This is a genomic window from Paenibacillus eucommiae (assembly GCF_017874215.1).
GTDB classification, from domain to species: domain Bacteria; phylum Bacillota; class Bacilli; order Paenibacillales; family NBRC-103111; genus Paenibacillus_AI; species Paenibacillus_AI eucommiae.
In genome coordinates, this window is record NZ_JAGGLB010000042.1 from 34,287 (window position 1) to 49,198 (window position 14,912).

The following is a 14,912-nucleotide window of genomic DNA, read 5'->3' on the forward strand; positions in this document are numbered from 1 at the left end:
TAAAAGTGATAGCAGCAGCCGGATCTCCCCCGAATGGAGCGTGTGCTTCACTTAACGATGTTTTTCATCGTTAAAGTGGCAGGTCCGCTTGGTTGTGCGCGCTGGCAGGGCTGTTCTTCAGTCCCCGCGGCTTGGCCCGCGGGGAAATTTCCTTCAATCCAGAGGGAAAACCCTTTCTGGCAGTCCGTTTGAGCTTGGTGCTCGTGCGATTGTAGCTGAGAGAGGTAAGAGGTGTGGGCGGAAGAGTGTTAGCGTCCGCCTTTAAAGATTTGTTCCTACCTCCTCATCCATTTCATTCAAGGGAACAAATCTTTAACAGCGGCTGGAGCCCACACCTCTTACCTCCGCAACGCTCCCACGTCACGAACACGCACATCTAATGACGCCGCAAGGCGTTTTTCTTATTATGAGCTGGCCTTCTCATGCTGCAGAACCCTGCCCAGGGCTTCAAGCACACGATAATCATGAAAGGGCTTTACAATGAAATCAGCAGCTCCGGCTTGAATGGCTTCGATGACGGTATCCTTTTGTCCGATTGCAGAGCACATCACTACAATGGCATAGGGATCTCTTCTCCTGATCTCCTTCAGAGCTTGAATCCCGCCCATTTCCGGCATAACGATATCCATTATCACAAGCTCGGGACGAAAAGCAAGATATTTCTCAATGGCTTGTTCCCCATTAGCTGCCTCGCATATGACAACATGACCGGCTTTCTCTAAAGCGTGTTTAAGGATATTTCTGGTAAATGCGGCATCATCAACGATCATAACAGCGGCCACGTAAAGCACCCCGTTCTTATATTTTTAGTATGTACATATGACTATACAGGAAGACGCTAAACAAATACTGAAACAGGATTTTGACCTATTTGCTGCAGGGCTTAATTATAGTCAAAAAATCCGTTGACACTCCCTTGAAGACAATGATAAAATCACCACTGAAGCTTCATTTTTTGCAATTAATGGAACGTTTATGGGAACTTATAGGGAAATCTATTTGGAATACGGAATTAGAATGGAAAGGGAGGATATTTCATGATTGTCGCGGCTAATAATTTTAACTTTGATTTAACAATTGAACGGACAACTGAATATCCGGTAACCCCCAGTATATATTCCGGTGTTGATATATAAGTCAGCAGTTATAGACTAAATACTAACTATACGTAGAAGGTGTGGGTTATGGAGTGATCGTAACTTGCACTTTTTTATTTTCCATAAAACAAGGGCATATCGCATGAAGCGACGTGCTTTTTTTATTTTAAAAAAAGAGGTCTAGGAAAGGAGTGAAGCCCTATGTTTAGCGTGCTGCACAAATTAAGCTGGTTTTTTCGGATGTACTGGAAAAGGTATTCGATAGCAATTGTACTGCTTATCATCGTTGGTATTCTAGAAGTAATTCCTCCCAAGCTGATCGGATATTCTATTGACAGCATTCAAATGGGGACTTTGACGATGGAGCGGCTCACACAGCTGCTGATTTTTTATGGCGTTATTATTATTGCGGGTTATGCGCTCACCTATGTTTGGCTGTATCAATTGTTTGGCGGGTCTTTCGTGCTCGAGCGCATTCTCCGTTCCAGACTGATGAAGCAGTTTATCAAAATGACGCCAACCTTCTATGAGCGCAACCGTACAGGAGATCTTATGGCGAGAGCGACAAATGATCTGCACGCCGTATCAACTACAGCTGGCTTCGGTATTCTTACGCTGGTGGATTCTACTTTTTTTATGCTGACCATATTGACTGTAATGACATTTTTTGTGAGCTGGAAGCTGACATTGGCCGCGGTGCTGCCTTTGCCGCTGATTGCCTTGATGGTACAAATCTATGGGCGGAAAATTCACAACCGCTTTATGACGGCGCAGGATGCTTTCGGGGGCATGAACGATGAGGTGCTGGAAAATATTGCGGGCGTGCGGGTCATCCGTGCATTCGTCCAGGAATCGGCCAGTGAAGCCAAGTTCAAGGCCTTGACCGATGATGTGTACAACAAGAACATTGCGGTAGCCCGTATTGACTCGCTTTTCGATCCGACGATTAAGATATTGGTAGGTATCAGCTATCTGATTGGGCTCAGCTACGGCGGTTACCTGGTTTTCAATAATGAGCTAACACTGGGGGAACTGGTCTCCTTCAACGTATTCCTGGGTATGCTGATCTGGCCTATGTTTGCTATTGGCGAGCTTGTGAATATTATGCAGCGGGGTAATGCGTCGCTTGATAGGGTAATGGAAACTTTGGGTTATAAACCGGATGTGCAGGATAAGGCTGTAGACCTCAAGGAAGTATCGCAGCCTGATACTATTTGCTTTGATAAGGTGACCTTCCGTTATCCTTCTTCAGCAAGCGACAATCTGAGCGATGTTTCCTTTAAACTGAACCGCGGCCAGACACTGGGGATCGTGGGACGTACCGGAAGCGGCAAGACTACGCTGCTGAAGCAGCTTTTGAGGGAGTACCCGCTAGGGGCCGGAACGATATCGATTTCAGGCGTTCCTATTGAGCAGCAGCCGTTAGACCGTATCCAAAGCTGGATCGGCTATGTGCCGCAGCAGCCTATTCTTTTCTCTAGGACGGTAAGCGAAAATATCCGTTTCGGACGTAAGGATGCAACCGCTGAGGAAGTGCAAAGAGCTCTTGAGCTGGCGGCATTCAGCAAAGATGTGCAGTACCTGCCTGAAGGAATTGAAACGATGGTTGGAGAAAAAGGCGTCTCCCTATCCGGTGGTCAAAAACAGCGTGTTTCTATGGCCCGGGCGCTTATTGTGGATCCGGAAATCCTGATCCTTGACGATGCGCTGTCAGCAGTGGATGCAAAGACGGAAGCGGAGATCATCCGCAGCATCCGCAGCGAGCGTGCCGATAAAACAACCTTGATCACAACCCACCGCCTATCTGCTGTGCAGCACGCTGACTGGATTCTGGTGCTTGAGTCAGGTGCAGTAATTGAAGAAGGCACGCATGAACAGCTGCTTGAGCTGGGAGGCTGGTATAAGGAGCAGTATGACAGGCAGCAGTTGGAGAGCTTAATTGAAGGATAAAATAGGATGAGAGATCAATTGAAGATCAAATGAAGATAAATTGACAGATCTATCGAGGGAAGAAAGAAGGTGAGGCCTCTTGAAAAAACGTACAGGAAAGCGTTTGTTCGAATATGCAATGTTGTTTAAAAAACCAATCCTATTTGCTTTGCTGCTGCTTAGTGCGGCAGTATCCGTTGAATTGGCAGGCCCTTTTGTCGCGAAGCAAATGATCGACCGCCATATTCTGGGCATAGAATCCCCCTGGTATGAGGCGGACGAAGGCGCTAGAGCGGTTTCCTACAATGGAGACTGGTACAAAAGAGGGGATCGTCTGGACGAAGGAGAGGCGACCGGTCAGGAAGTCCGCATCCTTCAGGTTGGACGTAAATTTGTTTTTGTTGACCAGCCGATAAGCTTTGATGGAAGCCGTAAGCTTGAAGGCAGCCAATTAACAATAACCAATGGTAGTAATGAGGCGGTTTATCCGGCACAAGTGCTTGCTGTTAAGCAGCTCTATGCCTTTTACGAGCCGGAATTCAAAAGTTTGGTGAAGCTGGCTTTTATATATTTTGGCTTGATCGTTATCGGTGCATTTTTTTCATATGGAAAAGGTTTATTACTGCAAACTGGTGCGAACCGCATCGTTCAGAAAATGCGCACAGATGTATTTGCCCAAATCCAGCGGCTGCCAGTTAATTATTTCGATAACCAGCCTGCCGGCAAAATTGTCTCCAGAATTACGAACGATACGGAAGCGGTGCGTGAGCTTTATGTTCAGGTGCTGGCGAACTTTTTTACAGGCATTATTTATATACTTGGTATTCTTGCAGCTTTGTTCGCGCTCGATTACAGGCTGGCCTTATTCACTCTTCCAATTATTCCTCTGCTGTATATATGGATTAAGGTTTATCGCAAGTATGCTTCAGCCTTTAATCGTGAAATCCGGGAGCGGTTGGGCAGTATCAATGGGATGATTAATGAGGCTATTCAAGGGATGCCGATTATTCAGGCTTTTCGCCGGCAAAAGGAGACGATTCGCGAGTTTGACGAGCTGAACCAGGAGCACTTTTCTTATCAAAGCAAAATGCTTACGCTGAACTCGGTCACCTCACACAATCTGGTTCAAGTGTTCCGTAACCTGTTTTTCTTCGGCTTGATCCTGATGGTGGGCGGCGGCTCCCTCGGTATGGGGATTGTTGTTTCAGTAGGTGTGCTGTACGCCTTCGTGGACTACTTAAACCGGCTGTTCCAGCCCATTGTTGGTATCGTGAATCAGCTGGCTAATCTGGAGCAAGCGCTTGTGGCCTCTGACCGCGTATTTGAACTGCTGGATGAAGAGGGAGTAGAGGTATCCACCGAAAGCATGGAGCGCTATAAAGGCAATGTGAAATTCGAGAATGTTACATTTGCTTACAAAGATGAGGAGTATGTGCTTAAACAGCTTAATTTCGAAGCCAAACAGGGTGAAACTGTGGCTTTAGTTGGTCATACCGGATCGGGCAAAAGTTCTGTGCTTAACTTGCTTTTCCGCTTTTATGATGTTCGTGAGGGCACTATAAGCATTGATGGCAAGGATGTCAGGGACATCCCGAAGCAAATGCTGCGTCAGCATATGGGCATCGTGCTGCAGGACCCGTTCCTGTTCACGGGAACGATTGCTTCGAATGTGAGCCTGAACGATCCGTCGGTCTCGCGGGAGCGGGTTCAGCAGGCGCTGCGTGATGTGGGCGCTGAGGAGATGTTCAAGGGGCTGCGTCATGGCATCGATGAGCCGGTTATCGAGAAGGGCAGCACCCTGTCCGCCGGACAGCGGCAGTTGATCAGCTTCGCCCGGGCGCTGGCCTTCAACCCGGCGATTCTGATCCTCGATGAGGCGACTGCCAGCATCGATACGGAAACCGAGGCCGTGATCCAGGCCGCGCTTGAGGTGCTGAAGAAGGGGCGTACCACCTTCATCATTGCCCACAGGCTGTCGACGATCAAGAGCGCCGACCAGATTCTGGTGCTCGACCACGGTGAGATCGTCGAACGCGGCAACCACGAAGACCTTATGCGGCAGCAAGGTCGGTACTATCAGATGTACCAGCTGCAGCAGGGACAGAGTGGTTCGGCTTCCGCGGATCAGGCGGAGGCGGAGGTTCTGCCGGCGAGATTGTAGCGAGTGGGGTCAAGCGTTTAACGAGTGTCTAACGAGTGTCTAACGAGCATTTAGCGAGCGTCGAGCAAGCATCCGAGGAGCAGTCTAGCAAGCTAGCAAGCATCTGAGGAGAGCCGAACGAGGTTCTAACAAGCATCTAATGAGCGTCTAGCAATGGATAGACTAGAAGGTTCAATAAGCTAGACCAACGCGGCAGCCAATGAAATCCTTTTGCTGCAGCTGGGCATAGGTGAAATCGGCTGTATCCGCAGTAGAAATTGAGGTACCTCCATCGGGGAGGTAATCTTTTTCGAAGCGGTAGCTGCCGAGCCGTTCACCATCTGGTAAATAGGTTGGGCATACTAACGTCCAATCCAGTCCGGAGCAGGCCAGAAGCTCCCAGGCTTTACGGTGCTCCTCAGCTGCACGTGTTGAGGAGCGTCTGGAGTCCGGCGACTCGTACCGCAGCAAATGGGGGTACTCCCTGCTCTGCAGGATACCGGCCGTGCCGACGGTAATGATACGACGGATGCCCTGTTCCTTCATGACAGCTATAAGCAGCGGTATGCTCGTTGTCAGAACCGTCCCCCCGTCCGTTCCCAGGCAGCTAATAACCGCATCAACACCATCAACTGCTAAGCGGAGATCGGCAAGCAGGCAGGCGTCCCCTTGAAGCAAGGTTAAGCCGCCTGCTTGTATTTTGACCTTTTCAGCGTTTTCAACGTTCTCAAGGTTTTCGACATTCTCAAGATTTCCGATGTTCCCAATGCTCTCAATGCTCCCAAGATTCCCATTGCTCCCGAGAGTTCTAAGATTTCCGAGATTCCCCAAATTCCTCGCTAATACGCTTACTCTGTGTCCGTCTGCCAACGCCTGCTCAACAATTTTACTGCCAACACGCCCTGTGCCTCCCAAAATTAACAAATGCATCTCTATAATCCCCTGCTTCCTTCTTCAATTCTTGGCACTCTTTTGCACACTAATGATGAAAAACACGAAAAACATCGCTAAAGAGCCAAATTTTCAGTAATGCCTTTCGTAGCGATGGAAATGATAGCAGCAGCCTAGCAGCCCGTCTCTCCTGAAAGGAACGTGTGCCCACTTAACGATGTTTTTGATCGTTAAATGAAGTGTTTCAAGTCAAACCGTCACGTTAACGATGTTTTTTCATCGTTAAAAGCGTGCGGATGGCCTGTTTGGGTGGTAAAAAGGGACGTTAACGATGTTTTTCATCGTTAAAGTAAGGTTGTGGCGACGCCCCCGGTATTTAACGATGAAAAACATCGTTAAAGTTAAAGTAGAAGCCCGCCCCCAGCCGCTTTATCCGTCTTTCTCATTTTACATGAACCTTCGGACATTTAGAAATGCTATCCCTGCTATCCCTAAACAACGGCAGCTGCTTTTTATAAACGATCCTTTACATCTTCTTTTATCATATCCGATTAAACGCAACTTTTTACAGTCTGTCATCAGGTTCTCATACTTGATCCTTGTCGTCTAATGAAGCATAATGATCATGTATGAGTGAGCGGCACATTTTTTGGGATAAGGGGTACTTTTATCGATGAGAATTAATAAATATATAAGTGAGACGGGCATTTGTTCAAGGCGGGAAGCGGACAAGTGGGTTGAAGCGAAGCGTGTTACGATCAACGGGCAGATGGCGGAGCTTGGCAGTACGGTGGAGGACGGGGACGAGATTTGTATTGACGGGCGCCCCATCGGCTCCAAGAAACAGCATGTATATATTGCTCTGAACAAACCGGTGGGCATTACATGTACGACAGAGGGGCATATTCAAGGCAACATTGTCGATTTCATTGGGCATCCGGAGCGCATTTTTCCTATTGGACGTCTGGATAAGGATTCCTCGGGGCTGATTTTGCTTACCAATAATGGTGATATTGTCAATCAGATCCTGCGTGCTGAGAACAATCACGATAAAGAATATATTGTAACAGTGAACCGGCCGATAACACCGATGTTTCTGAAAGGAATGGCCAGCGGGGTTAAAATTCTTGGAACCATGACCAAGCCATGCACGCTGCATCAAATCGATGACCGTGTGTTTAGAATCATTTTGACTCAAGGCCTCAACCGCCAAATCAGGAGAATGAGCGAAGCGTTCGGTTACCGGGTCGTTAATTTGCAGCGTGTGCGGATTATGAATATTCATTTGGATGGTCTGAGGAATGGCAAGTGGAGGAACCTTACGACAGAGGAACTGCAAGCACTTATGGCAACCTTGAAAAGCGACGAGACGAAGATCTGACTTTAAACGGTGTAAAGGGTATGACCAATAAGGGATCTCTTCACAGTAATGTATGTGGAAGGGATCTCGTTCTTGTTGAATATGCCGAAAAATATGGGATTTTGGGGTTTTGTCGTTTTACCGCGATAAAGGATTACAGGGTTAAAATGTTTTAATTATATTCACTATCCTTTTTCTCAGGAACCAAATGTTAGGGGAGTGTCCACTTGAGAGTGGCTTGAACTATACTACGTTCTGTAACTTAAAATTACATATATTTAAAAAATATATAATAAATGGTATAATAAAAGCTTCAAGGAATCTTCATATCAACCAGAAGAAATGATACCCCGAGCAAGTCCCTCTGTATGTATTGTTTATTGTATCAATTATCGAAAGTTTTGGGGATGATATTTTGATCATTAAGAAAAAGAGATTAATAGGCAAGATGGCATTGCTGTTATTAGCCGTATATTTCTTGTTTTTTCCTTCTCCAACACCTGAATTAGCAGTACGTAAGTATATTTTCTTTTCTCTTCACCCAGTAGTAGCTTTCAGTTCAGATGTTCAAGAAGGAAGTATAAAGAATGACCCGAGGTATGGGAAGTTATTCTATGTGGATGGCTTATCAAGTTCATATATTTATGTGAAAAAAAATGGATTAGGTTGGCGCGTGACTTCGAGTGGAACAGGTCCATAAGGTTGCCGGGGCCGCAGGTCTTTGGGTTATTTTTACTCATGTAGGTCAAGTAACGATGCGGTTCATAGCACTATGAAAAGGTTTATGCCAGGTATGTATGCATAGATCTTTTTGTTATGGTTTTCGTAACAATTTTTTTATTGTTTCAACACGATATCGCAAGGGTAATGAAAGGAAGCAATACATAACGCAACATCACGAACTTATATCTTATTGAAAAAAGGAGAGAAAGCCTGTGAAAAAAGTTGTTACCAAAATAGTTCTCTTTGCACTGTGCTTGACGCTGCTTATCCCTGCATTAGCAAGCGCGGCAGTGCCATCCACGGAAGGAAGCAAAGCAAATTTGCGTTCCAAGTTGGGGAATATACTTGGAGAACATGCGCTGTTAGCTGTTATCGCTATGCAAAAAGGTTATGATAAGGCTGGTGATTTCGATCAAGCTGCAGCAGCTTTGCTGGAGAACTCGGATTCCCTTACCGCTGCAATCGCATCTGTGTATGGAGAAGAAGCGGGGGAGGCTTTCAAGCCGATCTGGAATTCACACATTGGTTATTTAGTTGATTATGTGAAGGCCACTGTAGCTGGGGATGAGCCGGGACGCACCAAAGCTTTTGGCGCCTTGGATTCCTACAGCGTGGAACAGGCAAGATTTTTCGCTAAAGCTAATCCTAATTTAGTGGAAGCTGATGTTACAAATGATTTAAGAATGCACATACGTCACTTGCTGGCTGCTTTCAGTGCTTATGTGAATAAAGATTACACTGAAGTTTACAATGCCGCACGCACTGCTTATGCTCATATGTATATGACTGCAGATGGGCTTACTGCAGCCATTGTTAAGCAAAACCCAGATAAATATCCGCAAGGCGACGCAACAGAGACTGCATCTACACTTCGCTCCGTACTAGAGCGTACGCTGGGTGAACACGGTATTCTTGCAGCCTTGGCAATGCAAAAAGGATTTTCCGGAGCTGCTGATTTCGATCAAGCTGCAGCTGCTTTGCTGAAAAACTCGGATGAATTGACTGCTGGAATTTCAACCATTTATGGTGAAGCCGCAGGTGATGCTTTCAAGCCAATCTGGAATTCACACATTGGTTACCTCGTAGATTATGTGAAGGCTACGGCTGCTAAGGACGAGACTAAACGTCAAAAGGCTGTATCCGATCTTGAAGAATACCGGACCAAGCAAGCCAAATTCTTTGCAGATGCAAACCCGAATTTCAAAGAGAACCAAATTGCAGAAGGTTTGAAAATGCATATTGGGCACTTGCTTGAATCCTTCAACGCTTATGCAAGCAATAATACGTATAGCACTGCTTATGCGAAGCTTCGCACCACGTATGCCCATATGGCTATGACTGGAAATGAATTAGCTGGTGGTGTGGTGGCCCAGTTCCCTGAACTGTTCAGCTCTAATGAGCAGCCTTCAACAGAGCCCCCAACTTCCCAAAAGGATGTTATCGTATTTACCGAGGGCAGCCGCTATTTTACAAATGATGGTGAAAGTGTTGCTATGGACATAACTCCAGAAGTTGTGAATGGTAAGGTGTTCCTGCCACTTCGTTATCTTGCTGAAGCATTAGGCGCTACAGTATCTTGGGATCCAACGGATCGTTCAGCAACAACAATTACAATTGATGATACGACAGCCGTTTTCTGGATCGACAATAATATTATGCAGTTGAATGGAACGTCTAAGGATGTTGGCAGTATCGTTCATTTGTACGGTGAGCGTACTGTGGTTCCGGCTCAGTTCTTGGCAGACCTGTTCGGATGGGATCTGACTTGGAACTCTGCAAAAGGAACGATTACCTTGACTGAGAAGTAAGTGAAATAAGTGAAGTAAGTGAAGTGAAACAATCTAGGCATCCCTAAGTATCGCCAGGTGTTTCTTGGTAATACCAAGTAATGCTTTACTAAAAAGGACAAATAAACCGCTCATGGCTGCATATCAGATGCATCCCGGGCGGTTTCTTTGCTGTATATCAGATTTATCTTTATATTGGGTGAGGAATCCGCAACATTTTTTTACCAGCTGCCGTCTGAAGGGTGATGGATTAAATCGTGAGATATTTAGGAGGCAGATTCAATTGAAAATAATAAAAAAAGCAGGAACTGCAGTTATTGCATCAGCCATGTTATTTTCCGTGGCCCCCCAAGCTTGGGCAGATGAGGCTATACCCTCTTACAGCAGTCAGAGTTCTACATCTGTAGGGAAAGCCGTTCCTCCGCAAGAAGACCTGAAGCTGGAAGCGAAGATATCTAAAGAAAAAGCATTGGAGCTGGCCAAGACCTACATAACGATCCCTGAAGGCTACGTACTGGAATCCGTCCATATGAATTCCTATCGGGCATACTTAGGGAAAGAAACCCCAACATGGAATATGAATTTCACCAAAAAGGTGAAAGACAGGAATTACGGTAATATCAGCATTACTATTGATGGCACGAGCGGCAAGCTGTTGGGGTACTCTTCTTACGATAATGATCCTGACCGTAAGCCCAGCTATCCGCCAAAAGTTGACTATCAAGGAGCCAAGGCCGCTGCAGCTGAATGGATCGCCAAAATTAATCCTACAGAACAGAATCAAGTGCAATATAATGACCGCGATGAGAAATCCTTCCGTCCCCCATTAAGCGGCAGCTATCAATATAATATCCGCTATGATCGCGTTGTTAACGGAGTAGCTTTTCCGGAGAATGGAATCTCAATCAGTGTGGATGGTGATGGAAAAATAACCGGCTACAATTACAATTGGGATGATACTTTGAAATTTGAAAAGCAGGACGTAATTTCCAAAGAAAAAGCTGCACAAGCTTTCCGTGATACATCGAACATTTCCTTATCATATCAAATTCCATACGAAGCCAGAGGAGAGCGCAAGCCGCTTACCGTGTACAGCATGAGCAATAATTTAATTGACGCTGTTACAGGCGAGCCGTGGAACCGGGGGTATTCTGTATCCGAGGAAGAGGCTGCAAAGCCTTTGACAGATAAGCCGATTGGGCAGAAGCCGACTGGTAATTTGAATTTGACTAAAGAGCAGGCAATTGCCAAAGTAAATGAATCGGTTAAACTACCCGCTGGTATCAAGCTGGAGGATGCTTCCTTCTACGAAAATACGAATCCGGAAACCGGAGAGGTTACATCCAGCTGGAATTTGCGCTGGAATCAGCCGCCTGCCGAGAACGATAAGACAGGGAAAATGGGAGCATTCATCTCCGCAACTGTCAACAGCCGGACTGGTGAGCTGAGTGGCTATAACCGCTATTTGAATAATAACAATTATGACAAAGACGTGGATGCCAAGGTGAGTTTAGAGGATGCCAAGACAAAAGCAATTGAATTTGTGAAGAAGAATCTTCCTGCTTACACGGATCAATTGGTGCTAGGGTCTGTACCAAACAAGTCGATACCTCTGGATCAACTTAAAAAGATGCAGAATTGGGATATGAACTTTCAAAGAGTCATTGATGGCGTCAATGCCGGTAATGAAAGTGTCAATATAAGTATTGACCGGACTACTGGCGAGGTTGTCAATTACTATGCCTATCTTTCAGAAACTGCGTATCCGCAGCAAAAGCCAGAGGTTCTTCCATTAGAGGAAGCCAAGGATCTGCTGATGTCTCAGTACGACATTCAACTTTCCTACATTACCGTGAACGAGAACGCTTATGCTAATTCGGGTGGTATTTCTGCTGAAAAATATAATCTGATGGTAGCAGCTGGAGAGATCATGCCGCCTGTTAGCGGAGACGGTGCGGCTGTAACAACCAAGCTTGTCTACGCGCTTGTGCCGAAGAACACACAGGATAATTTTTTCCTGGATGCAGTAACCGGCGAATGGAAAGAAGCGTCTACCGGAGATGTTATCTCTATTGAGAAGCTGACGGTAACGGATATTGACAACCATTGGGCGCGTAATGAGCTTCAATTGATGGTCGATTACCGGGCTATCGATGTGGTTGATGGCAAAGTAAGTCCGAATAAGATTATTACTCGCGGCGAAATGATCAAAATGCTTGTCATTGCTATGAATGGTGGACGTTATGGGATTTATTATGCTGCTGACCGTGAAGCTTCCTTCAAGGATGTGAGCAATAGTTCCCCATACTTTGCTTATGTAGAAAATGCGGTGGATCGTGGCTTAATAGACCCAGGTACGGATTTCAATCCTACTGCAACCATGAATCGTGAAGAGATGGCTCAGCTTGTCGTAAGAGCTCTAGGCTACAAAGACTTGGCTAAATACGAGGACATCTTTAACGATAAATTTGCAGATGCTGCTAAGCTCAAAAGTCGCGGTGAAGCGGCAATCGTGGTCGGTCTGGGAATTATGACTTTGACAAACGGCAGCTTTAATCCTGCTGAGAACGTCACCCGTGCTCAAGCCTCCGCTGCATTCTTCCGTTACTTACAGAAGCGTACGGACCTGCAGGGTTCAGGACGCTACTTTTAAGGAATTCAAGAGGTATAGAAATTACTCATTATTCGTATTCGGGCACGCCTATTAATGGCGTGCTTTTTCGTTGATTAGCCAACTGGAAAGTATAAGTTTCGTGCTTCGTGTGCTTCACTTTACGATGTTTTTCATCGTTAAAGTAGTGACGTGGAGGGGAGCCGGTGCTTTTAACGTTGAAAAACATCGTTAAAGTTCGTTAAAGTAGCAGATACTCTCGGTTGTGCGCGTTGGCGGGGCCGTTCTTCAGTCCCAACGCCTGTGCCCGCGGGAAAATCTCCCCTAACCAAGAGAGAACTCCTTGCTGGCAGTCCGTTTGAGCTTGTTGTTCGTGCCATTCGTACGATTGTAGCTGAGAAGAGGGAAGGGCTGTGGGTGGAAGAGCGGTAGCGATCGCCTTTAAAGAATTGTTCCTACCTCCTCATCCATTCCATTCAAGGGAACAAATCTTTAACAGCGGCTGGAGCCCACACTCTTTACCTCCGCAACGCTCCCACGTCACGAACACGCTCATCAAAGGACGCCACAAGACGTTTTTCAAAGTAATAGTTTGATCCCTTTTTCCTTGTGTTCATAGTTTTTCTAGTAATGGCTGTGGTACAATAGGCAGTAAAAATAAAATTGTTAATAGACATGGGATAAGGATAAGGAGAGGGATAAGACGTGACAAATTCTGAAGTAGTTAGACTTGAGGACATCATTAAAGCGAGTCACGTGCTTAGTAAAGTAATAGAGCCGTCTCCGCTGCAAAGAAATGAGCAGCTCTCAAGCAAGTACGGCTGTAATGTTTACTTGAAAAGAGAAGATTTGCAGATCGTGCGTTCTTTTAAAATAAGAGGCGCTTATAACTTCATCCAAAGCTTATCGCAAGCAGAGCGGGAGCGTGGTGTTGTGTGCGCTAGTGCAGGTAATCACGCACAAGGTGTGGCCTATTCTTGCAAGCAGCTAGCCATTCAAGGAACTATATTTATGCCTACTACTACTCCGCGGCAAAAGATTGCTCAGGTGAATCTGTTTGGAGGAGACTTCGTAGAAGTGATTTTGACTGGGGATACTTTCGATGACTCCTCTAATCAAGCGAAGGCTTACTGTGAGCAGGAGAACAAGGTGTTCGTCCATCCCTTTGATGATGCCCGCACGATTGCAGGTCAAGGCACAGTTGGGCTCGAGATCATGAACCAGATTCCGGAATCGCCTGATTATATTTTTGCAACCATTGGAGGTGGCGGTCTCGTCTCCGGTGTTTCTACCTATATGAGGAGTGTATCGCCCCAGACGCATATCATTGGTGCCGAGCCCGAGGGAGCTGCCAGCATGAGCAAAGCCCTTAAAGAAGGGAATGTATTCAAGCTATCAGAGGTTGATAAGTTTGTGGATGGCGCGGCGGTGAAGCAGGTTGGACAGCTGAATTTTGAAATTTGCCAAAGGCTGCTTGAGGACATTGTGCTTATACCCGCAGGCAAGGAATGTACGACGATTCTGGAGCTGTATAATAACAATGCCATTGTTATTGAACCGGCGGGTGCTCTGTCCGTAGCCGCGCTAGATGCGTATAGCGAACAGATTCGCGGCAAAAATGTCGTGTGCATTATTAGCGGCGGCAATAACGATATTGACCGGATGCAGGAAATCAAGGAACGCTCTTTAATATATGAGGGTCTCAAGCATTATTTTGTGTTGAATTTCCCGCAACGTGCTGGTGCGCTCCGCGAATTCCTGGAAGAGGTATTGGGGCCGACGGACGATATTACGCGTTTCGAGTACACTAAGAAGAACAACCGTGATGATGCTCCGGCGCTGGTCGGCATTGAGCTTAAGAACAAGGACGATTACGAGGGTCTGATTGAGCGTCTGTCGGACAAGGACTACGGATATATCGAAATCAATAAGGATCCGAAGCTGTTTAATTTGTTGATATGATCGTTTGGAAAGCTTTAAAGGCATAGACCTCCTTTCTGGATGAGCCTGCTTCTATAGGATTGTTCTGCACGAAAAAATTTCGTTCATACCATTTTAGGGAGCCGATAGGCTTCTTTTTTTGTTTATAGAGAACTAAAACGCTTACTTTATTCACTCGCAGAATATTTGTTCAGATTTTGTTCAGATGAGAGAGGTACATTCTGATATGGGTGTTTTAGGCAAACAAAGGTAGAAGACAGATGAAAAAAGGCGAATTTTGTCTACCCAGATGTCTATATGTGTTCACAAAATGGAATGTCGAGTTGAATTTCTTAATATAGACTCAAGGCTATTAAACCCTAATTACTTGAAAAGGATGGATAGAATGAAAACTTCACGAACAGGAAACCGATCAGAGTCTGGGATTATGCGT

9 protein-coding genes are annotated in these 14,912 nt (G+C 45.9%); 7 read left to right on the forward strand and 2 right to left on the reverse strand.

Features of this window, described 5'->3' with window-relative positions:
* Nucleotides 1–404: 404 nt before the first annotated feature.
* Nucleotides 405–782 carry a response regulator gene (locus J2Z66_RS36815; RefSeq protein ID WP_312894966.1) on the reverse strand — a complete coding sequence of 126 codons (378 nt, stop codon included), beginning with the start codon at nucleotides 780–782 and terminating at the stop codon, nucleotides 405–407.
* Between the two features lie 516 nt (nucleotides 783–1,298).
* Here J2Z66_RS36815 and J2Z66_RS36820 point away from each other — a divergent pair.
* Both J2Z66_RS36820 and J2Z66_RS36825 read left to right on the forward strand, forming a co-directional pair.
* Nucleotides 1,299–3,047 carry an ABC transporter ATP-binding protein gene (locus J2Z66_RS36820; protein WP_209978046.1) on the forward strand — a complete coding sequence of 583 codons (1,749 nt, stop codon included), beginning with the start codon at nucleotides 1,299–1,301 and terminating at the stop codon, nucleotides 3,045–3,047.
* A gap of 118 nt (nucleotides 3,048–3,165) precedes the next feature.
* On the forward strand, nucleotides 3,166–5,187 hold the full coding sequence (locus J2Z66_RS36825) for an ABC transporter ATP-binding protein (RefSeq protein WP_209978083.1): 2,022 nt from the start codon (nucleotides 3,166–3,168) through the stop codon (nucleotides 5,185–5,187).
* Between the two features lie 171 nt (nucleotides 5,188–5,358).
* Here J2Z66_RS36825 and J2Z66_RS36830 read toward each other — a convergent pair whose 3' ends face one another.
* A complete protein-coding gene (locus J2Z66_RS36830; RefSeq protein WP_209978048.1) occupies nucleotides 5,359–6,096 on the reverse strand; it encodes an NAD(P)-dependent oxidoreductase in 738 nt (245 codons plus the stop codon).
* 634 nt (nucleotides 6,097–6,730) lie between these two features.
* Here J2Z66_RS36830 and rluF point away from each other — a divergent pair.
* The 5 genes from rluF (at nucleotide 6,731) to ilvA (ending at nucleotide 14,500) form a co-directional block, all read left to right on the forward strand.
* Entirely contained in the window at nucleotides 6,731–7,438 is a 708-nt protein-coding gene (gene rluF / locus J2Z66_RS36835) for a 23S rRNA pseudouridine(2604) synthase RluF (RefSeq protein ID WP_209978050.1), read from the forward strand.
* A 394-nt stretch (nucleotides 7,439–7,832) separates the two neighbouring features.
* On the forward strand, nucleotides 7,833–8,117 hold the full coding sequence (locus tag J2Z66_RS36840) for a YjcN family protein (RefSeq protein ID WP_209978051.1): 285 nt from the start codon (nucleotides 7,833–7,835) through the stop codon (nucleotides 8,115–8,117).
* A 235-nt stretch (nucleotides 8,118–8,352) separates the two neighbouring features.
* Nucleotides 8,353–9,948 (forward strand): copper amine oxidase N-terminal domain-containing protein, encoded by a 1,596-nt coding sequence (locus J2Z66_RS43935; RefSeq protein WP_209978053.1) that lies wholly within the window; start codon nucleotides 8,353–8,355, stop codon nucleotides 9,946–9,948.
* 262 nt (nucleotides 9,949–10,210) lie between these two features.
* On the forward strand, nucleotides 10,211–12,580 hold the full coding sequence (locus J2Z66_RS36850; RefSeq protein WP_209978055.1) for an S-layer homology domain-containing protein: 2,370 nt from the start codon (nucleotides 10,211–10,213) through the stop codon (nucleotides 12,578–12,580).
* 663 nt (nucleotides 12,581–13,243) lie between these two features.
* Nucleotides 13,244–14,500, forward strand: a complete 1,257-nt coding sequence (gene ilvA / locus J2Z66_RS36855; RefSeq protein WP_209978057.1) for a threonine ammonia-lyase IlvA — start codon at nucleotides 13,244–13,246, stop codon at nucleotides 14,498–14,500.
* Nucleotides 14,501–14,912: the final 412 nt, after the last annotated feature.